Origin of the sequence: Flaviflexus sp., from assembly GCF_041440645.1 — a bacterium.
Lineage (GTDB): Bacteria > Actinomycetota > Actinomycetes > Actinomycetales > Actinomycetaceae > Flaviflexus.
Genome location: NZ_JASDVN010000004.1, coordinates 1 through 22,886, shown reverse-complemented (window position 1 = coordinate 22,886; position 22,886 = coordinate 1). Strand labels below are relative to the sequence as shown.

The following is a 22,886-nucleotide window of genomic DNA, read 5'->3' as shown; positions in this document are numbered from 1 at the left end:
TAGTCCTCTCATAACGTGTCGGCCTCGCTGATGCCTTCACTACGCTTGCCACGCTTCGCGGAACGAATGATTCCGATGACCAGGATGATAAAGAATCCGACTGCGACAATCGCGGTTCCCATGTTCTCCCAGTCCGCGCGAACACGAATATTGATCTCCGTCCCGTTGCCGATCGGCTGACCCTCAGATCCGGTTATTTGGACGTGAATGGTGACGTCACCTGACCCGATCGCACGGACCGGAACCCCAACGGTTGTCGTCGTCGAGGGCTGCACGACAGCGGTCACGTCTTCGAACCGGAGCCTGCGGTCCTCGCTGTCAACGGAAACGGTCAGGGTGATGGGGAACGGCAGTGTGGAGGTCACGTGCACGGGCAGTTCGGAGGCCTGGGAGATCAGATTGATCGTTGACGATTCCTGAACCGTCAGGGCGTTGGCCAGCTCGACAGACAAGGCCTGCAAGGAAAGTACCCGGTTGGAGGCATTCCCGTTCATGGTCGTGAGAGACCACGCGCCAACGATGACCGTGGTCGCCTCAACGGCATCGCGATAGATGTGGGGGTGGGTCGTGAGATCCCCGATGGCAAAGATCGCTTCACCCGAGTTCGTGAGCGTGTGGAGCTCGTTCGACGTCACCGAATTATACGTGCTCTCAAGGTCGCTGATCTCGTTGCGTCCGACAGTGCTCGCGGGACCGTTCTCAATCTCCGAAGCGGTTGTGCCGTTGAGCCACGCAGCATCGTCAAGGACCTGGAGAAGATCGTTGACGGGGTCCAGATCGACATCCTGAGCATCCGCTCGCGGCACGTTCATGACGAGTGGGCGGGGATCGTTTGGGCGCTCGCGGTAGTGGACGGCGGTCAGGGCGAGAAGCATCTGCTGCCTGTCGAGCTCCGACATGTTCCCATCGCCAATCAGAAGCTCGGACAGCTGTGAGTCAGTGACGAGCGCGGGAACGTCGTTGCCGGACACGGTCACGGTCGTGTTGGCGGACGGTGTCCAATACAGATCATCTGACGGAGCGACCTGCTCGTTGTCGAGAACCACCGTGTAGGAGCCGTTGTCCAACCCCTTACGGATCGTGCTCATCGACGGGGCGGTGGGGGTGAAGAGAATGTCGGTGCGGCTCTCAATGTCCCGCTGCGAGAGCGCCTCGGCGGTGCGACTCATCTGATCCACGTGGGTCTTGAAGTAGCGGTCGGTCCCGGTTGATGCCCACGCCGACATGTCGATGTCCAGGCCGGGCAGGAGCAGGAGCTCGTGAGCACTGTCAGAGGTGAAGCTGTCGAGAGCGCCTGCCGTGATGTTGAAGGAACCGTACTCGAGCGCCGCAAGCGAGGAGTCGAGTGCGAGGGTGATTCCGGGGCTTGTGAGGGAGTCAATCGTGTCGGTGGCGCGTTCGGCCGCCTGCTGGACTGCCTCGTCTACGGGATCGGGCAGCTCCTCGCTGTCAGAGATCGTGCCGTCACCAAGAGCGTCGAGAGAGTCCTGGTAACGCTGCGCCGTTGTGGGAATGGTACGGAGCTCCTCGGCCCCGACGGTGACGGGAATGAGGGTGGTGAAGTCCATGCCCTCAATCTCGAACGAGGGTTCCGTAATGAGGAAGGTGCGGTCGGTGACAGGTTCTTTCAGGGTGAGGGTCGCCTCGACTCCGCGGGGCCCCCAGGAGCTTGTTGTGTTGCCCCAGGTCAGGGTCTCGGCCGGAACCTCGATTTCAATGGTGCTCGTGCCAGACGGGATGTCGACGGTCCGTGAATCCAGGGTCAGCATAGTTGTTGATGGGGCGTCGCCCTCAAGCCAACCCACAATGTTGGTTCGGTACGAAGGAACGGAACCCTGGGCCGCGAGCTGAAGTGGAACGTCCTCGAGGCGTTCACCCTCGTTCGTGATCTCAATGGTCACGGGAAGGGAGTCACCGGGCGTGTGGACTGCGGATATCTCCGTGATTTCGATCTCGATCGAGCCATCGTCCGGTGCGGACACCGCTGGTACCGGTTGGAACACGAGCGCGGCGCAGGCGGCCGCGGTAGCGATCGCCCGTTTCACTGCTTACCTGTCAGCACATCCCGGGCGAGCGTAGCGATCCTACGTTCGTTTGGATAGGCGAGCCTGCTCGGCACGTCCTCAAGCCGGATCCAGGCAACATCTTCGGCCTCGTGATCCGGGTCGTTCTCGGTGGTCAGTTCGCCGGAGAGAGCCTCGAGGAGGAAGTGGTGGACGACCTTGTGAACCCGACGATCCGTGCCGGAAAACCAGTAGTCGATGGTCGCGAGGTGGGTGAGAATCTGGCCAAAGATGCCGGTTTCTTCATAGACTTCGCGTACGGCCGCTTCCTCCGCTGTCTCCTCACCTTCCAGGTGGCCCTTGGGCAGGCACCATTCGAGGCGGCCGCCACGGTTACGGCGCGCGATGACGGCCACCCAGGCGACGCCATCAACGGGTTTGACGATGATTCCGCCCGCGGACATCTCATTGACGACGGGAAGATAGGAGCGGCGGGAGCCAATTCGGGTCGCTAAACTACCACGGCGCCATGGTTGTGGGCCGCGGGGTCGAGGCATCTCTCCCGGCATCGGCATACTCTTAACTGTAATAATGTTCGCGCAAGTCTATCTCAGCAGGGCCATCCCGGCGTGGCCCGCCTTTCAGCTAAGGACGTGACAGTTGGTATCCAGCTCTCAGGAAACAGCACGCTACTTGGGGACCGCCCATAAGGCACTGCAGGCCCTGCCACCTGCGGTTTTGTCGCTTGCTGAGCGATTCCACGAGGCCGGATATGAGTTCGCGTTGGTGGGTGGTCCGGTGCGTGATGCGTGCCTGGGAATTCCTGCTCATGACATGGACTTCACAACCTCGGCGCGTCCCGACGAAACCCAGCGAATCCTCGCCTCCTGGGCGGAAACAACCTGGGATATCGGCAAGGAATTCGGCACGATCGGCGCGTCTCTTCACGGGCTCGCTGTGGAAGTGACCACCTATCGCTCCGACGAGTACGATCCCGATTCTCGCAAACCACAGGTGGCTTTTGGTGACACCCTCGAGGGAGATCTCACGAGACGCGACTTCACGGTGAACGCCATGGCGGTACGATTGCCGTCGCTGGAGCTCGTGGACCCGTGCGGAGGATTGGCGGACCTTGCGGACGGCCTGCTCCGCACCCCCATCGACCCCCTCATCTCCTTCTCTGACGATCCGCTCCGGATCATGAGGGCCGCACGTTTCACGGCGCAGCTGGGCTTCGACGTGGACATGGACACGATGAACGCCATGACGGAGCTGGCGGAGCGCCTCGACATTGTCTCGGCGGAACGCATCCGTGCAGAGCTGGAGCGCCTCATGATTTCCCCCCACCCGCGCAGGGGAATCGAGATCATGGAGTACACGGGGGTTGCCGAACGCGTCCTCCCCGAGGTCGCAGCGCTGAAGTCCACGGTCGATGAGCACGGCCGCCACAAGGACGTCTACGAGCACACCCTCACCGTTGTTGACCAGGCGATCGCGCTCGAGACCGACGGCGACGGGCCGGTACCCGCACCCGACTTCGTGCTCCGCTTCGCGGCACTCATGCACGACGTGGGCAAGCCAGCAACGCGGCGCTTCGGTCCAGGTAACAAGGTCACGTTCCATCAGCACGACATCGTTGGCGCGAAGATGACAAAGAAACGCATGACCGCGCTGCGCTTCGACAAGCAGACCATCAAGGACGTCAGCAGGCTCGTGGAACTGCATCAGCGGTTCCACGGCTACGGCGAGTCAACCTGGACGGACTCGGCGGTCCGCAGGTACGTGAATGACGCCGGCCCGCTGCTCGAGAGGCTCCATCGCCTCACCCGAGCCGATTCCACGACCCGCAACCACAAGAAGGCCATGCGACTCCAGGCCGCCTACGATGACCTGGAGCAGCGCATCGCAGAGCTTGCGGAGAAGGAAGAGATGGCGGCGGTACGACCCGATCTCGACGGCGGACAGATCATGGAGATCCTCAACCTGTCGCCCGGCCCGGACGTGGGCAAGGCCCGGAACTTCCTTCTCGAGCTCCGCCTCGAGAACGGTCCGCTTGATCCCGAGGACGCAGCCAACAGGTTGCGCGAATGGGCGAAGGAGAACCTCTAGATGTCCGTGCTCTCCGACCTGAAGACGCTCCTTGTTCACGACGGATTCAAGCGTCTGTTCACCGTCCGCCTCATCTCCCAATCCGGGGACGGCATGTTCCAGGTCGGACTCGCCACCCTCTACTTCTTTAATCCCACGAACATGACGACGGCGAGCGGCGTTGCCGCCGCCTTCACCGTTCTGCTCCTGCCCTTCACGATCGTTGGGCCTTTCGTGGGTCCGCTTCTCGACAGGTGGAGCAGACAGGCGGTGCTGTTCTGGGGCAACACGATCAGGGCCATCCTGTGCGTGCTACTCGCGGTCCTCATGTACCTGGGAGCCGGATTCGTCCCCATCTCCGTCCTTGCCCTCATCACCCTCGGCATTAACCGGTTCCTCCTGTCGGCGCTCTCGGCTGGCCTGCCGCACGTGGTTCCGAGGGACCAGCTCATCATGGCAAACTCGCTCGTTCCCACCCTGGGTGCCGTCGCCACCGTCGTTGGTGCGGTCCTCGGCCTCATAGTCAACAGGTTGACCCCCGAGGGTACGATCAGGGACGCGTCCTGCTTGGCCGTGGCGGCCGTGCTTCTCCTGTGTGCCGTGTGGGCCGCCTCCCGCATCCAGTTCCGCGAGCTGGGACCGGATGGTCGCGCCGAGGTGTCTCTCGCCAAGCAGATCGGTGCCGTCCTCGAGGACCTGTGGCACGGTGCCCGCTACCTGACACTGCGCCGCACCCCCGGTCACGCGCTGATCGTCATGGCGGTACACAGGTTCCTGTACGGCGTGAACTTCATTGCGCTACTTCTGATCTCAAGAAACCTTTTGACTGACCCTGCGGACCCGGATGCTGGGCTCGCCATGTTCGCCCTCCTCTCCGGTATCTCGCTCGCGGGCAACGGCTCAGCCATCGTCCTCACCCCGCTTGCGCACCAGAGGCTCTCGCCGCAACAGTGGATCATTGCCTGCCTTGGGATCTCGACCCTGTCTCAGGTGATCCTCATCGTGACCCCGTCGCTCCCGTGGATGGGCGTTGCCGCGGTCCTCATGGGATTGGGTGTGCAGGGAGCGAAGATCGCGGTAGACACGATCGTGCAACGCGACGTCGTTGACCAGTACAGGGGCAGGGCATTCGCCCTGTACGATATGCTGTACAATGCCGCATTCGTTGGTGCGGCCGCCCTTGCGGCCGTCATGCTGCCCAACACGGGTTGGTCCCGCGGCGGATTCGCGGTACTTGTTCTGCTCTACCTGGCTTTGGCCGGCTGGTTCTGGCTCATGAGCAGGAGCACGAAGGGTGTTCCCGCGGAGGTCGAGACGGAAACCGCCGAAGGTTAAGACTTTTCGTCCGATTCCGTGTCCACACGACTCCCAGGGAACTTTCCGGGTAACCTACCGAACAGATAAGGGAAAGGGTGTGCGTGATGCCAACCGATGAGACCACGAGTGCCGCTTCAGCGCCATCACCTGAGGAAGAAGAGCGCGAAGAGTACGCCGCGGAGTACGACACGGACCTGGAGGAGGATGACGACAAGGTCATCATTGTTCAGGGCAACAACCGCACCCAGGTCACCTCGATTCTCCCGACCGGCATGTGGGTCCTCATCATCGGAGCCTTCGCTTCGCTGTCGCTGTGGGGTCTCGGCCAGTTCGCGTCGATCCTCGCCCCCGCGTTTCTCGCCTTCACTCTCGTTCTGACGATCCGTCCCATCCACAGGTGGATGGTGCGTAAGGGTGTCCCGAAGTGGCTATCCGCCATCTCCTCCATCCTCGTTCTCGTTGTTGTCCTGTCAGGCCTCATCGGCATCACGGTCATCGCGTTCCTGCCGCTACCGGAGGTCATTGCCTCCTATCAGGCGAGCTTCACGCAGATCATCAACAACATCTCCCGCTTCTTCACGGACAACGAGTTCCTTGCGTCCCAGGGCTACGACGCTGCCAGCATCAACAACCTGCTCAACCAGCTGGACCTCAACACGATCATGTCCGCGGCCCGCACCCTTATCGACCAGATCTCCTCCATGGGTGCCCTTCTCGCCATCATCGCGATGTCGATCTTCTTCATTGTCATCGACACGTTGACGATGGATTCCCGTTCTAACCTAGTCGAGAAGGCCAATCCCGATCTACACGAGGCGCTCTCCGGCTTCGAGGGTAGGGTCCGCCAGTACTGGCTGGTCTCCACCATCTTCGGTGCGATCGTCGCCGTCTTCGACTGGATCGCCCTGGAAGCCATGGGAATCCCCCTCGCGCTCGCGTGGGCTCTCGTTTCGTTTATCACGAACTACATCCCGAACATCGGCTTCATTCTCGGTCTTGTCCCACCCGCGCTCTTTGGTCTCCTCGAGGGAGGATGGCAGCTGATGCTGTGGGTGATCGTCGCCTACTCGCTCATCAACTTCATCATCCAGTCCCTCCTCCAACCCAAGTTCACGGCCGATGCAGTTGGCCTGTCCACGACCGTGACGTTCCTGTCCCTCATGATCTGGGGCATCGTCATCGGACCGCTCGGAGCCCTGCTCGCCGTTCCGCTCACCCTGTTCTTCAAGGCAGTGCTTGTCGATTCCTCGAAGTCCACGCGCTGGCTCGACGCCTTCCTCACCTCCGAGCACGAGGTGAAACGCAAGCAGGGGGCGGGTCGCTACGACGTGACATACGAGTCACCGGACGCCTGGGGCGGCCTCCAAACCGTTGTGACAAAGGCGGCTCGGGGCCTGCGCCGCCCCGCGCGCAAGAAATCTAAACTAGTGACGATGGGCAAGAAGTTGCGCAGGCGAGGCAAGCATAGGGAATAATCGGGGCCATGGCAGGCAACCGTCAACAATCCGCCAAGCGAACTCAGGCCTCTCAGGGCGCAGGCAAGAATAAGAAGAAGTTCTGGAACTACCCCCGCAGGGCTAAGGGTCCGATCCGACGCTGGCTTCCCTCGCGGAGGTTCATCCTCGGATCCTTCCTCTTGTTTGTGGCAACCGGTGTTGGCGCGTTCGCCTACCTCTACGTCACGACCGAGATTCCCGAACCCGACGACTTCGCGCTCGCGGAAGCAACAGACGTCTACTACTCGGACGGGGAGACGAGGATCGGCACCTTTGCCGAGGTGCGTCGCAGCTCCGTCGCCCTCGACTCCCTCCCGGACTACGTTCCCCACGCCGTTGTGGCATCGGAGGACCAGCGGTTCTACGAGAACGCCGGCGTCGATATCCGCGGCACGGTCCGCGCCGCCATCAACAACCTGCGCGGCCTGCCCCGTCAGGGTGGCTCCACACTGACCCAGCAGTACGTTGAGCGGTACTACATGGGCACCACCACCGACATCCCCGGCAAGCTCCGCGAGGCCATCCTCGCCCTGAAGATTGATCAGCAGCAGTCGAAGGACGAGATCCTCGAAAACTACCTCAACACGATCTACTTTGGTCGCGGTGCCTACGGCATCCAGGAGGCGGCACGCGCCTACTTCGACATTGATGCCGCCGACCTGACTCTCGATCAGACGGCCCTTCTCGTGGCGGTCATTCCCTCCCCCTCGAACTGGGATCCCGCAGTCAATGAGGAGCAGGCCATGGCCCGCTGGGAGCGCGTGCTGAGGCGCATGGCGGAGGACGACTGGATCACCGTCGAGGAGGCCGAGGCCGCGCGCTTTCCCGAAACGATCGAACCAGCACAACAGAACCAGTACGCGGGCACTGACGGCTACATTCTTGACGAGGTGCGTCGCGAGCTCGTGAACTCCGGGACGTACACGGAAGATGAGCTCGACACCCTTGGCCTCGACATTGTCACAACCATCGATGTCGACATGCAGCAGTACGCGGTCGATGCGGTCAACAACCTGCCCGAGGATCGCCCCGACAACAACTACGTCGGACTCGTGTCCGTGGATCCCGAGAACGGCGAGATCAGGGCCATGTACGGCGGCGAGGACTATCTTGAACGGTCCCGCAACAGCGCCACCCAGGACCGCGCCCAGGCCGGCTCCACCTTCAAACCGTTTGGTTTGATGGCGGCGTTGGAGGACGACATCAGCCTCTACCAACGCTACGACTCCTCCTCCCCGTACGTGGTGGGAGAGAACTCGTTCGAGAACTTCCAGCTCACGGGGCTCGGAGTCATCGACCTTCTGACCGCAACCGCGAACTCCGTCAACACGGTCTACATCAAGATCAACGAAGAGGTGGGCCCGGCAGCGACGCGCGACGTTGCGATCCGTGCCGGCCTGCCGGAAAGCACCCCGGGCCTTGATGACTCCCTGTCGAACATTCTTGGGTCAGCATCGCCGACGGCGAAGGAGATGGCGGGGGCATACTCGTCGTTCGCCTCGCAGGGCATCCGCACCACCCCGCACATTGTGCGGGAGGTCCGGAACCGTGACGGCGACGTCGTCTACACGGGTGACACCTCGGGTACCCGCGTGTTCGACGCTCAGGACACGGCGAACCTCACGTACGCGCTCGAGCAGGTTGTGAGCCCGGGCGGCACCGCCTCCCAGATCTCCGCCCTCGGCCGCCCCGTGGCAGGCAAGACCGGAACTTCATCGTTCCTTGTCTCGGCCTGGTTCGCGGGTTACGTCCCACAACTCGTGACCGTGGTCGACATGTACCAGATCGGCCCGAACGGTGAGGAAGAATCGCTGACCCCCTTCGGCGGGCAGTGGGCAATCCAGGGTGGTAACTTCCCTGCCCAGATCTGGCTCGACTTCATGATGGAGGCGACGGCAGACATGGAGATTGAGGAGTTCCCCGATCCCCAGATTTCGCCAGCAACGGGTGTGCCCACGACAGTGCCAGAACCGACGGAGGAGCCCTCGGAAGAGGAAACGACCGAGGAACCCACCGAGGAACCCTCGGAGGAGGAAACCACGGAGGAACCGACCGAGGAGCCGACCACGGACGAGCCATCCGAGGCTCCGACCACGCCGGAACCGACAGTCGACCCGACCCCGCCACCGACCGTTGACCCCACAACCCCGCCCACGGAGGATCCGACCGAGGACCCGGGTGCGATTGAACAGCCAGGTCAGCCGGTGCGGCCACCCGGCTCCAGCTCCGACAACGCGGCAGTGGTTCCGGGTGCGCAACGGCACAAGATCGGTCGCCAAACTCGCCTACCACTCGCTTCCCTTTAACGGTAAAGTGGACGGGTGCCTACCGTAGGCACGTATACCCTCCTGTCACGGAGAGACCGTGACCGCTGAGACCAAAGGAGGTGGGTATGGATCTGCGTCAGTATGAACTGATGATCATCCTCGATCCGGAAGTTGACGAGCGTAACCTCGCGCCCGCACTGGAGAAGCTACTCAAGGTCGTCATCGACGACGGTGGCTCGATCGATAACGTAGACATTTGGGGCAAGCGTCGTCTTGCCTACGAAATCCAGAAGAAGTCGGAAGCCGTGTACGTCGTGGTGGAGCTCAAGGCAACCACCGAGACCGCACAGGAACTCGACCGTCAGCTGGGTCTGAACGAATCCATTCTGCGCACCAAGCTGCTGCGCAAGGACGAGCACTGAGCAAGCTTCAAGGGAGCTGAATCATGGCAGGCGAACCGATAATCACCATCGTTGGCAACCTCACCGCCGACCCGGAACTGCGTTACGTATCCTCCGGAATCCCGGTAGCGAGCTTCACGGTGGCTTCAACCCCGCGAACCCTCAACAGGCAGACACAGCAGTGGGAAGATGGCGAAGCCATGTTCGTCCGCTGCTCCGTGTGGCGTGAGTACGGCGAGAACGTCGCCAACTCCCTCACCAAGGGAACTCGCGTGGTCGTCACGGGACGACTCCAGGTTCGCTCCTACGAGCACGAGGGTCAGAGGCGCACCTCTATTGAGATGCAGGTCGACGAAGTCGGCCCCTCCCTCCGCTACGCAACCGCTCAGGTCCAGAGGACCCAGCGGGCCGGTGGCGGCGGTAACTCGGGTGGCGGCTACGGCGGAGGCAACTCCCGCGGTGGCAACGTCGCCTATGACGGCCCTTCGGGCGGTTCACAGAATGATCCCTGGGCTTCCGGCCCTTCGGGTTCCTCGTTCGACGACGCCCCACCGTTTTAAACTAACTTTCGGCGCGTAAGCGCAAAAGAGGAGATCACTATGGCGAAGCCAAACCTTCGCAAGCCGAAGAAGCAGGTCGGCCCCGTAAAGGTGACCAAGGTCGATGTCATCGACTACAAGGACACCGCAACCCTGCGCAAGTTCATCTCGGACCGCGGCAAGATCCGCGCACGTCGAGTCACCGGAGTTTCCGTCCAGCAGCAGCGTCAGATTGCTCGTGCAATCAAGAACGCCCGCGAGATGGCTTTGCTCCCCTATACCGGCTCAGGCCGCTAAGGAGGTCCATCACATGGCTAAGCTCATTCTGACCCATGAGGTTGACCGTCTCGGCCAGCCCGGCGACGTCGTCGAGGTCAAGGACGGTTACGCACGTAACTTCCTCCTGCCCCGCGGCTACGCAACCCGCTGGACCAAGGGCGCCCAGAAGCAGATCGACCAGATGGAGCAGGCTCGCCGCAAGCGCGAGATCGCCACTGTCGAAGACGCTCAGGGCCTGCGCGACAAGCTCGAAGAGACCACGCTGACCATCACGGTCCGCACCGGCAGCTCCGGCCGTCTCTTCGGTGCCGTCACCGCAGCTGACATTGCTCAGGCAGCTCAGGAAGCTACCGGCGAGACCATCGATCGTCGCAAGGTCCTCGTGACCAGCCCGATCAAGTCCATCGGCGACTACAAGGTCGACATTCGCCTCCACGCGGACGTTACCGTTACCGTTCCGGTTTCGGTCGTTTCCGAGTAAGGCGTTTCCGAGCAATCGGACATGACGCAAGCCACCCGCCATGCTTTGGCGGGTGGCTTTGTCTTACCCGGTAGCCTTGATCTCATGACACGTGACTGGCTAGCGACCTCAGATATTGCGATGATGTGCGGCACCGACCCGCAGACCATCGTCCGCCACCTCTCCACCCTCGGGCTAGTCGGCACAGGGTCTTCGGGATCTGAAATGGCGCTCCGGCACGATCTGGCCGTGCTCGAAGGCGACTACGCCTCCGAGCAGACCCTGTGGCACCCGGACGTCCTCACCCTCCTGGCTGCAACAGGTCTCGAGCGGGTCGAACGCGAGGAACAGTCGACCGAAACCCTCTTCGATGACGACGATGTCGAGCCCGTCTCCGCGATTGCTCGCGCCCGCCAACGGGCACAAACCGCACCCCAAGAGTCAGCTGAACTAGCGGGGCGCGTGACAGCGGGAGCAGGCACCGCTGCGCCGTGGGTTTCTCAGAGCAGTACCGCACAAGGTAACGGACCCCACGTGCCGGGTGCTGACCGCTACGGATTCGACCAGGTCATTGCAACGGATGGCGCCTGTTCGGGCAACCCGGGTAAGGGTGGCTGGGCCTGGGTTGATGAGCTCACGGGGACCACCGGTTCAGGAGGATCCAAGCGCACCACGAACAACATCATGGAACTCACCGCCATGCTCGAGGCCCTCCGGTACGCAGACCCGGATCGTACCCTTCTCATTCGGACTGATTCCCAGTACGTCATCAACGTCGTGACCAAGTGGGGTCCGGGATGGCGGAGGAAGGGCTGGAAGAAGGCCGACGGGAAGCCCGTCGCCAACCAGGAACTCGTCGCCGAACTACTCGAGGCGTACGAGGCTCGCAAAGCCAAAACCCGCATCGACTGGGTCCGCGGCCACGATGGCGACGCCGGAAACGAAGAGGCCGACCGCCTCGCCGTACGGGAGCGCGACCTCCAGTAGATCCGAGAAGATTGGTCGCTAACAGCAACTACTGACGTGCGGCTACTTGAATCGTTCGGTGTTGGCTACTAGCCCTGCCATCCGAAGAGTTCCCGCGCTTCGGCCTCGGCCGCCTTCTCGCGTTCCTCGAGCTCGCCGAGAGCCTCGTTGACGAGGGCGGCGATGGCGTTGACGGACTGAGGCCCCTCAAGAAGGTAGAGCCCCGAGAGGAACAGGAACGGTGCCTGCACCATGCCGATTCGGCCCGCGTCAGCAACATCCCCGTCGACCTGCTTGCTCCACCGGCCCTGCTCGAGGCCCTCGCGCACCTCGGATTCGTCCAGACCGGCCTTCTTTGCGCAGGTCAGGAGAGTGTCGATGGAGGAGATGTCTTCGCCGCGAAATAGAGCGGCCTCGTGCAACTCCACTGCCATCTCCAACCCCCGCTTGGCAGTATCCTCGGGAGAGGAGCCCTGCTCCTTGGCCGCGTAGATCAGTTCCTGTGCCTTGCGATTGTCTGACACGTAGGACCCGTTGATTTCCAGGCCAGCGTCACGCAGGGCCGTCAGGTCCTCGTCGTCGGCGCTGGATTCAGGGTCCGGAGTGAAGAACGCGTGATGCTCGATGGCGACGTTCTTGCCTTCCGTGGCGCCGAGAAGGTTCTTTAGTCCCCGGAAGGATCGGGGTGAGGAAAGGTCTGTCCATACGTGAATCGCAAGCCTGGTGCTCATGACACACCATTCTAGTCCGCATCCAGGAACCACCAAGGTGAGTGGGTTTTGCCCATGGTCGCGGGAATGATCGGGTGTGACTGTTTCGCTTGTCGCATTGTGTTCAACGCCTGAGTGATTGACTGAGGGGGAGGGAGTGTGGGTAGGGTGGACCCATGCGCCGTTACCAAAACGTGATAAAAGTGGGTGTGGGCGTCCTGTCAGCAGGACCTGTTTTTGTGCCCACGCTCGCAACGGCCGCACCCGAAAGCGAGATCGGTGGTGCCAGCAAGGTCGGCGAGAATCTCGGTGGCTTGGACTCGGCCGAACAGCCGGACTCCGGTTCCGGTGAGTTCGATCAGGCCGAAGGCTCCCGCGTCGATGACGCCGATCGCGACGCCGATCGCACCATTGCCATTGCCATTGTGACCGAGAAGGAGATCTCGGTCGACACTGAGGAATTCGCCGGTCGGGTCGTCAACACCCTGAACGATGATCGCGGATGGGGTGGCGACGGCTCCCTCGCGTTCGAGCTCGTTCCCGAGGAGGACGCCGAGCTCACGGTTCGGCTCGCCACCCCCGAGACAGTCGATGAGCTTTGTGCTCCGCTCGACACTGGTGGCTTCACCTCGTGCCGCGTCGAATCCGATGTCGTGCTCAACGTGGACCGCTGGGCCGGCGCCACGGATGACTTTCTTGAGGCTAGTGGCACGGTCGATCAGTACCGTGACTACCTCGTCAACCACGAGGTCGGCCACTTCCTCGGCTACGGCCACGCGACCACCTGCGAGCCGGATGGGTCGGCCCCGGTCATGATGCAGCAGACCCTGGATCTTGCTCAGTGCGAGCCCAACGGGTGGCCCACCCACGACTAGTGCTGGTGGCCCTTCCAGGATTCAGCCGACAGGCTGAAGCCCCACGATCCCGCTCAGGAAGTGGCGGCGGATCGCTTAGTCTTAGCTCATGACTATGCCACCAGTACCGAAGAAGGTTCCCCACAATCGGACCTTCCACGGAGACACCTTCACCGACCCGTACGAGTGGATGAGGGACAAGACCGACCCGGAGGTTCTTGACTACCTGAACGCACAGAACGCCTACACAGATGAGGTTCTGACGGACACGAAGGACCTGCAGAAGGCGATCTTTGGCGAGATCAAGTCCCGCACGAAGGAAGACGACACGTCCGTTCCGTTCAAGAAGGGGCAGTGGTGGTACTTCTCCCGCACCTACGAAGGCAAGGCGTATTCCTCCTACCACCGCGTGCAGGCCGATCAGCGGCCCGACCCTGATGTCGTGACCGAGGGCGAGCAGCTCCTCTTCGATTCCAACGCCCTAGCCGAGGGACAGGAGTTCTTCTCCACGGCCGGCTACGACATTTCACCCGACGGCACGTACGTTGCTCTCGGCATTGATGTGTCGGGAGACGAAAGATTCACGCTTCGGATCTCCAACATCGAAACCGGTGAGGTCGTTGACGAGTCGGTTCTCGGTGCCGGATATGGTCTCGAGTGGTCGGCGGATTCGCGGCACGTGTTCTACGGACGGGTCGATGATGCGTGGCGCTCCCACCAGGTGTGGGTTCACGAGGTCGGTGGCGATCCCGAGCAGGACGAACTCGTCTACGAGGAAGCTGACGAGCTCTTCAACGTGTGGGTGGAATCCTCGAGGGATGGGCAGTGGCTCGTCCTTCATTCCCAGTCTAGGCTGACCTCCGAGGTGCGGATCATGCCGGCCGTCAAGAGCGGGGAACAGACCGTTGTGTCCCCGAGACGTCAAGGCCTCGACTACGCGGTTGAACCCGCGGGGAACGAACTCCTTATCGTCCACAACCTGCACCGCACCGACTTTGAGGTCGCAACCGCACCCATTGGATCGAGCGAACCCGAATCGTGGCGGCCCCTGCTCGTTGCCGAGGAGGGTGAGCGCATCGAGGGCGTCAGCGCCTTCGACACCTTCGCCGTTGTCTCCATGCGGTCCGGTGGTCAAACCCAGATGCGGGTCATTCCGCGCGGTGAGGACTGGGGCGAGGCATACGTCGTTCCCGGTGGTGAGCTGTCGACCGTGGAGCTGACAAGCAACCCAGAGTCGGCCGCAACCTCCTTCGACTACGTTCAGACGTCGATCATCCAACCGCCCACCGTCTACAGCCACTCGGTCACCACGGGTGAATCGACGGTGGTCAAGGCACGCGAGGTCCCGAACTACGACTCAGGGAACTACGAGACGAGGCGGGAATGGGCGACGGCGGAGGACGGAACGAGGATTCCGCTCACCCTCGCGTACCGGAAGGGTCTTGAGCCGGATGGTTCTAACCCAGGTCTGCTGTACGGCTACGGTTCGTACGAGATCTCAACCGATCCGTCCTTCGGTCCGGGAATCATCTCCCTCCTCGATCGTGGCGTTGTCTTCACCCTTGCCCACATTCGCGGCGGTGGCGAGATGGGGAGAGCCTGGTACGACAACGGCAAGATGCTGAGCAAGAAGAACACCTTCACCGACTTCATTGCCGCCGCCGACTTCCTTCTCGACTCTGGTTGGGTCGCGAGAGACCGGCTCGCGGCCGAGGGTGGCAGCGCAGGCGGGTTGCTCATGGGAGCCGTTGCGAACATGGGTGGCGACCGCTTCCGTGCGATCTCCGCAATCGTGCCGTTCGTTGATGCGCTCACAACGATCCTCGATCCCTCCCTTCCGCTGACCGTTGGGGAGTGGGAGGAGTGGGGCGATCCGTACCACGACGCCGAGGTGTACGAGTACATGAAGTCATACAGCCCGTACGAGAACGTTGAGGAGAAGGAATATCCCGCGATTCTCGCAACCACCTCCCTGAACGACACGCGCGTGTTCTTTGTCGAACCTGCCAAGTGGATCTCGAAACTTCAGGAGACCGCGACGAACGAGAGCGATCGACCGATCCTGCTGAAGACTGAGATGGTGGCCGGTCACGGTGGGCGCTCGGGCCGGTACAACGCCTGGGAGGATCAGGCATTGCGGCGCTCCTTCCTGCTCACCCAGGTTGGAGTTCGCCAGTAGCTCAGGTTCTTGCCCACCGGGCGAGGTCGGGACAGAGTTGGGGTATGACTGTACCCTTGAGCATCCTTGACCTTGCCCCCGTGTCGGCAGGTTCCACCCGCAAGCAAGCCCTCGACAATGCCGTGCACTTCGCACAGACAGTGGAACAGGCGGGATATCACAGGTATTGGATGGCGGAGCATCACGGTTCCGCCACCTTCATGTCCTCAGCAACGGCGCTTCTACTCGGCAGGACCGCGGAGCACACGTCGTCGATTCGTCTCGGTTCCGGTGGCGTCATGCTCCCGAACCACGCGCCGCTTATGGTGGCGGAGTATTACGGAACCCTCGCCACGATCTACGGCGACAGGATCGATCTTGGTCTCGGTCGGGCACCTGGTACCGACCCCATCACAGCATCGGAGCTGCGCAGGGGCGGATCTGATCTCAACGACTTTGCCACGGACGTACTGAAACTGACCCAGTTCCTTGGCGGTAGCGACGAAGTCCGTGACGAGGAGGGTGTCTCCGGCGCGCAGGCCTCCGTCCTTGGGCTTCAGGTCAACCCGAATAGACTCCACCGCACTGTCCGCGCCATTCCCGGCGAGGGTACGAAAGTGCCCCTGTGGATGCTGGGCTCCTCCACGGGTGGTGCGCAGGTTGCGGCCGAACTTGGCCTCCCGTTCTCCTTCGCCTCCCACTTCGCTCCCCAGCAGCTATCGGTAGCTCTGCAGGTGTACCGCACGCACTTCAAGAAGAACGCCCGCACCGCCCAGGTCAAGGAACCGACGGTCATGGCCGGAGTCAACGTCATGGTTGCCGAGACCGAGAGGGAAGCCCACTACCAGGCCACGACGTACAAGAAGATGCAGGAGCAGATCCGGTTCGGTAGCACCGGACCCCTCCAGCCGCCCTCCTGGGAGGGTGTCGAGGTGTGGCAGAACCCGGGCATCGACCCCACCGGAATCATCGGCACCCCGGACACTGTCGCGGAGAAGATTGCGCAGTTCGTTGACATCTATTCACTCGACGAAGTGATCGTTTCCTGCAACGCCTACGACCCCTCCGTGCGGGAGGCTGCGGTCACCACATTGGCGAAGGAGTGGGGTCTCTAACCCGAGGGACGTAAGCCCCTATTCTCACCGATTTCCCGGGTGAGTATAGATGTATGTCTCTTACCCCGCCGTCGCGCCAGCATCGTCCTGTCAGGGTCAATCATCACGATCCTGCCCAGCGCCCCATGATCGTGATCTGGGAGTCGACGCGAGCCTGCCAGCTGTCGTGCCGACACTGCCGGGCGGAGGCCGCCCCGGGCAGGAATCCGTTTGAACTGACGACGGACGAGGCAACGAAGCTCATGGAGGAGGTGCTGTCCTTCGGGCAGCCCGCCCCGATCTTCATCATCTCCGGCGGTGACTGCTTCGAGCGAGACGACCTGTTTGAGATTGCGAGCCGTGGGGTCCAGATGGGACTCCACGTCGCTGTCTCGCCCTCGGGCACAAAGAAGCTCAACCTCGACTCCCTGAAGAAGCTTCAGGACGTCGGGGTTAACGTCATCTCCCTGTCGTTAGATGGGGCAACGAAGGAGAGCCACGACGGCTTCCGCAGGGTTCCCGGAACATTCGAGAACACGATGGCGGGCTGGGAGGCCGCACGCGAGCTGGGCATGAAGGTGCAGCTGAACTCCGTGGTGGCACGCCACAACGTCATGGAGCTCCCGGACATCGCCAAGCTCGTCCTCGACCACGGTGTCATGACGTGGTCGGGATTCCTTCTCGTACCGACGGGCCGCGGAGTCGACCTTGGTGCGCTCACCGCACTGGAATGCGAGGACGTTCTTAACCTGTTCTACGACATGGGAGAGACCGTCCCGGTCAAGACCACGGAGGGACACCACTTCCGCAGGGTCTCGATCCAGCGTCACGTTCTCGAGCAGGCGGGCGCCGACCACGTCGAGGCCATGAAGCTCGGGCCTCTCTACCAGGAGCTCCGGAAGAAGACCGAGGCCCTGGGACTCATTGAGGGTGGAAGGCGGCGTCGTCCTCCGATCAACATTTCGTCCGGCAACGGTTTCGTGTTCATCAACCACGTCGGTCAGGTAACACCGTCCGGGTTCCTTGACGTTCCTGCCGGCAACGTTCGAGACTCCTCGATTGTCGATATCTACCGCAACTCGGAACTCTTCAACGGAATCAGGCGTGCGGACCTGCTTGAGGGCAAGTGTGGCATGTGCGAGTACAAGACAGTGTGCGGTGGTTCCCGCTCCCGCGCCTACAACTCCACCGGCAACATCTACGCCGAGGAACCCCTGTGCGCCTACCAGCCCGGGACGTTCCCTCTCGCGGATCGCGTGACTGAGCTCTTCCAGGCTCCAGGACAGTAAAAGTCCCGGGCCAGTAACGCTCATTACTGGCCCGGGAACGTGCCTCTTGTCGGTCCTTCTACTGGTCGTAGAGGCTGAGGATCGCGTCAGCCCACGTGCCAAAGTGCTGACGAATTGACGCACCTGAGGGATAGGGCTTCTCCTGATTGGAGAGCCACTCCTGATACCCCGCATACGACGGGTGGCGGCGCTGTGCCGTCACGGAGTCGTGGTAGCTGCGCACCGCCTCACGGTAGTCCTCATCCGAGTATCGCAGACCGCCCCGGCGGCGGCCCGTGCCGCCCTTGAGCCCAATCGCCTTCATGGCGTTGTTCCAGTACCCGTCGAAGCGCTTCATGATCGTCTGGGACGTGGGTGGCCAGGTCTGGCGGCCGCGACCACCGGTCAGGTTCAGTTCCTGGAGGATGTCGGTGCGAATGGCGTCGTAGCGCTGCGAGGTGATCCGAGCATCGGGATTCTCCGCCACGTACTTCCTGCCGGCCGCAACGAGACGAGCGAAGTCGCGCACCTGCTCCTCGTGCAGATCCCGGCTGAGATCAGATAGGTCCAGGTCGAGATCGACATCATCGGCCGGCTCCAGGTCGTGATCAACAGCGATCATCGTGTACAGGGCCGCATAGAGGGCGTCGAAGCCGAACTGGCGACGGCGCCGATCGGGACGCATCGTTCCGCGGAGCTTCTCAATGACCGCAATCGTGGTGTCGGCCGAGAGCTTTGCCGCGGTGTCGAGTTCGAGGTGGAAATCCTGGCCCGCGGCGGGACCGCACAGGTCGGAGACGGCGCGGATCGATGTGAAACCGACCCCGTAGGCGTGACAGACCTGAGCAAGAGCAACCGACTCCATGTCGGTCGACAGTGCCTCCGGGAACGCGTCCCGCACCGCGGTGACGTTCTTGGCTGTCACGAAGGAATCGGAGGACAGCATGAGGCCGGGACGGATCTTGTTCGCATTGCCCTCGACGCTGTCGAGGATCTCGAGCACCCTAGGGTTGCCCTCAAACTTGGCTGGTTGGCCGGGAACCTGGCCGTACTCGTAGTCGAACGCAGTCGCATCGGCTGCGCCGTACCGGTACTCGGTTCCGACGATGATGTCGCCAACGTTCGTTGATGCATGCAAACCGCCTGCAGTTCCCGCCGCAAACACGTCCCGGGTTGATACCTGTCCCAAGGCCCACGTCAGTGCGCTTGCTGCCGCAGTCTGACCGATTCCGGTCTGCACGAGGAGCACTCTGGGGGTTGTGATGTTGAGGTACCAAGCTTTGAAGCCCGCAGGGGTGTTGAGCTGAGCAACCCGTTGGGTTCCCTCTTCTAGCTCCAGAAAGGGCGCCGCCTCTTCAGGCATGGCAGTGAGAATAATGGCTGCAGCGGTACGCATGTCTAGTCCTTCATGACCCTTGCCCACTCGTCGCGCTTGTCGAGCATCGCCTGAGCGGCTAGCTTCGCGCCTTCGAGACTATGGTTTTCTCCCCACCCGCACTGCACGACGTTTGCGGCCGGAACCTCGTCGGCAGTGACGAGGTCGGTCAGCGTATCGGCAACGAGGTTTCGGATCTCATCTTCGGCGGGTTCGCCGATCATGATGAGGTAGAAGCCGGTCTGGCAACCCATGGGGGAGAAATCAACGACGGAATCGGAATGGTTGCGGGACAGCTCAGCAAACGTGTGCTCAATCGAGTGCACCGTCTTCATGTCGAGGTGCTCTTCGTTGGGCTGGCAGAAGCGAATATCGTACTTCGTGAGAACGTCACCCTTCGGTAGCGTCTTCACATCAGCAACGCGAATGTAGGGAGCGTCGACCTTGCGATGATCAAGGTTAAATGATTCGACATTCATAGATGGCATGAGCGGCTTCCTTAGAGCAACCTTTTTCTTTTTACTCTAGCGCGTAAGAGTGCGCTTTGAGGAGGTTAAGGGTTGCTTCTTTTGTAGAATTTATATGTTGCGTGAACTAGGTTGAGTACATGCTACTTGCCTTCTCAGTTGCCCCCACAACCACCGACTCTGCCGATGGTTCAGTCTCCCAAGCCGTGGCCGACGCCATCGCGGTCGTTCGAGCCTCCGGCCTCCCCTTTGAGACCACCTCCATGTTCACCACCATCGAGGGTGACTGGGATGAGGTCATGGACGTGGTCAAGAAAGCCACGGAAGCAGTCAGCGCGGTCTCCCCACGCGTCTCCCTTGTCATGAAGGCAGATATCAGGCCTGGATACACGGGTCAGCTCACCGAGAAGGTCAAGCGAGTCAACGACCTCCTGAAATGATCCTCACCATCACCGGAATCTGTTTCGTTGACGGCGAGAAGCTCCTGACCGTCAGGAAGAAGAACACAAGTAAACATGCTGGTCGGCGGGAAACTCGAACCCGGGGAAACCGCCATCCAAGCCGCCTCCCGCGAAATCAGGGAAGAGGTTGGCCTCGTCAGAGACTCCCATCAGCTCGAGTGGCTGGGGGAGTTTGATGAAGAAGCCGCCAACGAACCCGGATGGCGGGTATCGTCAACCATATTCCTCGCCAGCCCGCTCACGGGTAGCGAGAAAGCAAACCTTCAACCACATGCCGAACTAGCCGAAACCAAATGGCTGGACCTCCGGCAACCAACACCGGCAAGCCTCGCACCACTCCTCGCAAGGCACGTCGTTCCAACACTACGGAAGCGATTATCCATCGACTTCGAAGGGTGAACATCATGAACTCGATTCCCGCCGCCATCGTCGCCGGCCAGGTCGCAGCAAACGAAGCCAACCGGCCCCTCTCCGTGTTCGACATGTTTCGCATCGGAGTGGGGCCCTCGTCGTCCCACACCGTGGGTCCCATGAAGGCCGGTCACGCCTTCACCGCGGCCGCACGCGACCACCTGAGCGGCCCCCTGACCCGGATCACGGTCGAGCTCTACGGTTCCCTCGGAGCCACGGGGCGGGGCCACTGGACCGACCGCGCCGTCCTCATTGGGCTCGCAGGGCATAGGCCCGAGAGTGTCCGAACCTCGGTTGTTGACAAGATCATGGACGAGGTGAACGACTGCGGGACCGTCGAGGTGGCGGGACTCGGAACGGTGCCCTTCGATCCGACAACCGACATGATCTTCTCACCGCGGACGCGGATGCCGTTCCACGTCAACGCACTCGAAATCACCGTGTACACAGCAAACAACTCCTTTGCTCGCACCTACTACTCCGTGGGTGGTGGGTTCATCGTCGAGGACCTGTCCGACGATCCCGCGACAAACCCCAACCCCAAGGCCATGGCAACGGCCGAATCCAAGGAAGCACACTCCCGTCCCGCGCCGCACGCCTTCTCCACGGCCAACGAACTCCTGGAGATCTGCAAAAGGGAACAGTCCAGGATCTCCGACATTGTGTGGGAGAACGAGATCGCGGCACGTCCAGAACCGGACGTCCTTCGCTACATCGCCGACATCCAGGACGCCATGGCGGAGTGCATCAACGCAGGCATCTCCACCCAGGGGATCCTCCCGGGTGGGCTCGGAGTGCGCCGGCGCGCACCCAGCCTTCACGACGAACTCCTCGAGCGAACAAAGGAAGATTCGCTGGCCGGGATGGACTGGGTGAACCTGTGGGCGCTCGCGGTCAACGAGGAGAACGCCTCCGGCCACCGCGTGGTCACGGCACCCACGAACGGCGCAGCCGGCATCGTTCCCGCCGTGTTCACGTACTACTGCAGGCACGTGGAGGACGCGACCGAGGAGAACAAGATCCGGTTCTTCCTCGCAGCCACCGCCATCGGTGCCCTCATCAAGACCAACGCCTCCATCGCGGGAGCCGAAGTCGGCTGCCAGGGGGAGGTTGGCTCTGCGAGTGCCATGGCGGCCGCGGGCTTGGCGGAGGCCCTTGGCGGCACACCCGAGCAGGTGGAGAACGCCGCGGAGATCGCCATGGAGCACAACCTGGGCCTCACGTGCGACCCCGTGGGTGGGTTCGTGCAGATCCCCTGCATCGAACGCAACGCCATCGGCGCGGTCAAGGCCATCAACGCCGCCCGGCTCGCCATGTGGGGAGATGGTCAGCACACGGTCTCCTTCGACACCGTCATCGAGACCATGCGTCAGACGGGAGCCGACATGCACTCCAAGTACAAGGAAACCTCCGAGGGAGGCCTTGCCGTCAACGTCGTCGAGTGCTGAGCGCCAGTCGATGACACCGGAGCCTTGGCATTCTTGGTACTAGGCACACGGGAAGACAGAGAAGATACGAATGAGGGCCCCGAGTTGGGGCCCTCATTGGCTAGACAGTGAATCTAGCGGTGGTTTGCGGTACTGACCGGGTCAGCTGCCTGCTAGCGCTCCTCGCGGGGAACCCAGCTGTTCTCCACGTCGCCGGTGTAGATCTGGCGGGGGCGGTAGATACGGGCCTTGGGATCCTCGTGGACTTCCTTCCAGTTCGCGATCCAGCCGGGCATGCGACCGATGGCGAACATGACGGTGAACATGTCCAGCGGAATGCCGATGGCGCGCAGGATGATGCCGGAGTAGAAGTCGACGTTCGGGTAGAGCTTGCGCTCAATGAAGTAATCGTCCTGGAGCGCGACCTCTTCGAGCTTGAGAGCGACATCGAGGAGCGGATCTTCGATGTGCATCTTCTCGAGCATGTCGAACGCTGCACCCTTGAGGATGGTGGCGCGGGGGTCGAAGTTCTTGTAGACGCGGTGTCCGAAGCCCATGAGCTTGCGGCCGGACTCCTTGTTCTTGACCTCGTTCATGAACGTGGCCGGATCGAGACCCTCGTCATGGATCTTCTGAAGCATCTCGATAACCGCGACGTTGGCGCCGCCGTGGAGCGGGCCCCACAGAGCGGAGATACCGGCGGAGGCGGAGGCGAACATGTTGGCCTTGGAGGAGGCAACCATGCGGACCGTCGAGGTGGAGCAGTTCTGCTCGTGGTCAGCGTGGAGAACGAGGAACATGTTGAGAGCGCGCACAACCTCGGGGGTGGGCTCGTAGTCGTGGTA

22 protein-coding genes are annotated in these 22,886 nt (G+C 61.9%); 16 read left to right on the top strand and 6 right to left on the bottom strand.

Translation table 11 applies throughout. The features are described 5' to 3' along the window. Positions 1-8 precede the first annotated feature (8 nt). Complete coding sequence (locus QMB98_RS00405; protein ID WP_371683646.1) at positions 9-2,045, bottom strand: DUF6049 family protein; 2,037 nt, start codon at positions 2,043-2,045, stop codon at positions 9-11. Further along, positions 2,042-2,560 (bottom strand): NUDIX domain-containing protein, encoded by a 519-nt coding sequence (locus QMB98_RS00400; protein WP_371683664.1) that lies wholly within the window; start codon positions 2,558-2,560, stop codon positions 2,042-2,044. The genes QMB98_RS00405 and QMB98_RS00400 overlap by 4 nt, the downstream gene beginning before the upstream one ends. 136 nt (positions 2,561-2,696) lie before the next feature. Between QMB98_RS00400 and QMB98_RS00395 the strand changes: the two genes are divergently transcribed. The 9 genes from QMB98_RS00395 to QMB98_RS00355 all read left to right on the top strand — a co-directional run bounded on the left by QMB98_RS00395 (position 2,697) and on the right by QMB98_RS00355 (position 11,837). Beyond that, positions 2,697-4,112, top strand: a complete 1,416-nt coding sequence (locus tag QMB98_RS00395) for a CCA tRNA nucleotidyltransferase (protein WP_371683645.1) — start codon at positions 2,697-2,699, stop codon at positions 4,110-4,112. After that, entirely contained in the window at positions 4,113-5,426 is a 1,314-nt protein-coding gene (locus QMB98_RS00390) for an MFS transporter (protein ID WP_371683644.1), read from the top strand. Between the two features lie 86 nt (positions 5,427-5,512). Beyond that, positions 5,513-6,883, top strand: coding sequence for an AI-2E family transporter (locus tag QMB98_RS00385; RefSeq protein WP_371683643.1), 1,371 nt, complete (start codon positions 5,513-5,515; stop codon positions 6,881-6,883). Between the two features lie 8 nt (positions 6,884-6,891). Next, positions 6,892-9,210 carry a transglycosylase domain-containing protein gene (locus QMB98_RS00380; protein ID WP_371683641.1) on the top strand — a complete coding sequence of 773 codons (2,319 nt, stop codon included), beginning with the start codon at positions 6,892-6,894 and terminating at the stop codon, positions 9,208-9,210. 92 nt (positions 9,211-9,302) lie between these two features. Beyond that, entirely contained in the window at positions 9,303-9,593 is a 291-nt protein-coding gene (gene rpsF, locus QMB98_RS00375) for a 30S ribosomal protein S6 (RefSeq protein WP_371683663.1), read from the top strand. A 23-nt stretch (positions 9,594-9,616) separates the two neighbouring features. Beyond that, entirely contained in the window at positions 9,617-10,132 is a 516-nt protein-coding gene (locus QMB98_RS00370) for a single-stranded DNA-binding protein (protein WP_371683640.1), read from the top strand. Positions 10,133-10,171: 39 nt separating this feature from the next. After that, entirely contained in the window at positions 10,172-10,408 is a 237-nt protein-coding gene (gene rpsR / locus QMB98_RS00365; protein ID WP_371683639.1) for a 30S ribosomal protein S18, read from the top strand. A gap of 13 nt (positions 10,409-10,421) precedes the next feature. Next, positions 10,422-10,871, top strand: coding sequence for a 50S ribosomal protein L9 (rplI, locus tag QMB98_RS00360; RefSeq protein ID WP_371683638.1), 450 nt, complete (start codon positions 10,422-10,424; stop codon positions 10,869-10,871). 84 nt (positions 10,872-10,955) lie between these two features. Continuing rightward, on the top strand, positions 10,956-11,837 hold the full coding sequence (locus QMB98_RS00355; RefSeq protein ID WP_371683637.1) for a ribonuclease H: 882 nt from the start codon (positions 10,956-10,958) through the stop codon (positions 11,835-11,837). Positions 11,838-11,905: 68 nt separating this feature from the next. Here QMB98_RS00355 and QMB98_RS00350 read toward each other — a convergent pair whose 3' ends face one another. Beyond that, positions 11,906-12,547, bottom strand: coding sequence for a DsbA family protein (locus QMB98_RS00350; protein ID WP_371683636.1), 642 nt, complete (start codon positions 12,545-12,547; stop codon positions 11,906-11,908). 218 nt (positions 12,548-12,765) lie between these two features. Here QMB98_RS00350 and QMB98_RS00345 point away from each other — a divergent pair, with 218 nt between their 5' ends. From QMB98_RS00345 to QMB98_RS00330, 4 genes are all read left to right on the top strand, one after another. Then, positions 12,766-13,401, top strand: a complete 636-nt coding sequence (locus QMB98_RS00345; RefSeq protein WP_371683635.1) for a DUF3152 domain-containing protein — start codon at positions 12,766-12,768, stop codon at positions 13,399-13,401. 88 nt (positions 13,402-13,489) lie between these two features. Continuing rightward, positions 13,490-15,559 carry a S9 family peptidase gene (locus QMB98_RS00340; RefSeq protein WP_371683634.1) on the top strand — a complete coding sequence of 690 codons (2,070 nt, stop codon included), beginning with the start codon at positions 13,490-13,492 and terminating at the stop codon, positions 15,557-15,559. Between the two features lie 44 nt (positions 15,560-15,603). Further along, positions 15,604-16,653: an LLM class flavin-dependent oxidoreductase gene (locus QMB98_RS00335; protein WP_371683633.1), complete on the top strand. Its 1,050-nt coding sequence runs from the start codon at positions 15,604-15,606 to the stop codon at positions 16,651-16,653. A gap of 53 nt (positions 16,654-16,706) precedes the next feature. Continuing rightward, positions 16,707-17,921 carry a TIGR04053 family radical SAM/SPASM domain-containing protein gene (locus tag QMB98_RS00330; RefSeq protein WP_371683632.1) on the top strand — a complete coding sequence of 405 codons (1,215 nt, stop codon included), beginning with the start codon at positions 16,707-16,709 and terminating at the stop codon, positions 17,919-17,921. Positions 17,922-17,979: 58 nt separating this feature from the next. On the opposite strand, the gene mtnN is transcribed toward QMB98_RS00330, so the two are convergent. Both mtnN and QMB98_RS00320 read right to left on the bottom strand, forming a co-directional pair. Further along, positions 17,980-19,296 carry a 5'-methylthioadenosine/S-adenosylhomocysteine nucleosidase gene (mtnN, locus tag QMB98_RS00325; protein WP_371683631.1) on the bottom strand — a complete coding sequence of 439 codons (1,317 nt, stop codon included), beginning with the start codon at positions 19,294-19,296 and terminating at the stop codon, positions 17,980-17,982. Positions 19,297-19,298: 2 nt separating this feature from the next. After that, a complete protein-coding gene (locus tag QMB98_RS00320) occupies positions 19,299-19,763 on the bottom strand; it encodes an S-ribosylhomocysteine lyase (RefSeq protein ID WP_371683630.1) in 465 nt (154 codons plus the stop codon). A 119-nt stretch (positions 19,764-19,882) separates the two neighbouring features. Here QMB98_RS00320 and QMB98_RS00315 point away from each other — a divergent pair, with 119 nt between their 5' ends. The 3 genes from QMB98_RS00315 to QMB98_RS00305 all read left to right on the top strand — a co-directional run bounded on the left by QMB98_RS00315 (position 19,883) and on the right by QMB98_RS00305 (position 22,062). Next, positions 19,883-20,182 carry an MTH1187 family thiamine-binding protein gene (locus QMB98_RS00315; protein WP_371683629.1) on the top strand — a complete coding sequence of 100 codons (300 nt, stop codon included), beginning with the start codon at positions 19,883-19,885 and terminating at the stop codon, positions 20,180-20,182. A 75-nt stretch (positions 20,183-20,257) separates the two neighbouring features. After that, positions 20,258-20,602: an NUDIX domain-containing protein gene (locus QMB98_RS00310; protein WP_371683628.1), complete on the top strand. Its 345-nt coding sequence runs from the start codon at positions 20,258-20,260 to the stop codon at positions 20,600-20,602. Between the two features lie 5 nt (positions 20,603-20,607). Beyond that, on the top strand, positions 20,608-22,062 hold the full coding sequence (locus QMB98_RS00305) for an L-serine ammonia-lyase (RefSeq protein WP_371683627.1): 1,455 nt from the start codon (positions 20,608-20,610) through the stop codon (positions 22,060-22,062). A gap of 152 nt (positions 22,063-22,214) precedes the next feature. Here QMB98_RS00305 and QMB98_RS00300 read toward each other — a convergent pair. After that, positions 22,215-22,886 (bottom strand): citrate/2-methylcitrate synthase (locus QMB98_RS00300; RefSeq protein WP_371683626.1); only part of this gene is annotated, 672 nt, incomplete at its 5' end.

What these genes read in the sequence shown, in the direction of transcription:
- QMB98_RS00380 (WP_371683641.1), top strand. Translation starts at nt 6,892, where the DNA reads ATGGCAGGCAACCGTCAACAATCCGCCAAGCGAACTCAGGCCTCTCAG.
- QMB98_RS00310 (WP_371683628.1), top strand. Translation starts at nt 20,258, where the DNA reads ATGCTGGTCGGCGGGAAACTCGAACCCGGGGAAACCGCCATCCAAGCC.
- QMB98_RS00335 (WP_371683633.1), top strand. Translation starts at nt 15,604, where the DNA reads ATGACTGTACCCTTGAGCATCCTTGACCTTGCCCCCGTGTCGGCAGGT.
- QMB98_RS00370 (WP_371683640.1), top strand. Translation starts at nt 9,617, where the DNA reads ATGGCAGGCGAACCGATAATCACCATCGTTGGCAACCTCACCGCCGAC.
- QMB98_RS00400 (WP_371683664.1), bottom strand. Translation starts at nt 2,560, where the DNA reads ATGCCTCGACCCCGCGGCCCACAACCATGGCGCCGTGGTAGTTTAGCG.
- QMB98_RS00320 (WP_371683630.1), bottom strand. Translation starts at nt 19,763, where the DNA reads ATGCCATCTATGAATGTCGAATCATTTAACCTTGATCATCGCAAGGTC.
- mtnN (WP_371683631.1), bottom strand. Translation starts at nt 19,296, where the DNA reads ATGCGTACCGCTGCAGCCATTATTCTCACTGCCATGCCTGAAGAGGCG.
- QMB98_RS00315 (WP_371683629.1), top strand. Translation starts at nt 19,883, where the DNA reads ATGCTACTTGCCTTCTCAGTTGCCCCCACAACCACCGACTCTGCCGAT.
- QMB98_RS00350 (WP_371683636.1), bottom strand. Translation starts at nt 12,547, where the DNA reads ATGAGCACCAGGCTTGCGATTCACGTATGGACAGACCTTTCCTCACCC.
- QMB98_RS00390 (WP_371683644.1), top strand. Translation starts at nt 4,113, where the DNA reads ATGTCCGTGCTCTCCGACCTGAAGACGCTCCTTGTTCACGACGGATTC.
- rpsR (WP_371683639.1), top strand. Translation starts at nt 10,172, where the DNA reads ATGGCGAAGCCAAACCTTCGCAAGCCGAAGAAGCAGGTCGGCCCCGTA.
- QMB98_RS00355 (WP_371683637.1), top strand. Translation starts at nt 10,956, where the DNA reads ATGACACGTGACTGGCTAGCGACCTCAGATATTGCGATGATGTGCGGC.
- QMB98_RS00385 (WP_371683643.1), top strand. Translation starts at nt 5,513, where the DNA reads ATGCCAACCGATGAGACCACGAGTGCCGCTTCAGCGCCATCACCTGAG.
- rplI (WP_371683638.1), top strand. Translation starts at nt 10,422, where the DNA reads ATGGCTAAGCTCATTCTGACCCATGAGGTTGACCGTCTCGGCCAGCCC.
- QMB98_RS00305 (WP_371683627.1), top strand. Translation starts at nt 20,608, where the DNA reads ATGAACTCGATTCCCGCCGCCATCGTCGCCGGCCAGGTCGCAGCAAAC.
- QMB98_RS00340 (WP_371683634.1), top strand. Translation starts at nt 13,490, where the DNA reads ATGACTATGCCACCAGTACCGAAGAAGGTTCCCCACAATCGGACCTTC.
- QMB98_RS00330 (WP_371683632.1), top strand. Translation starts at nt 16,707, where the DNA reads ATGTCTCTTACCCCGCCGTCGCGCCAGCATCGTCCTGTCAGGGTCAAT.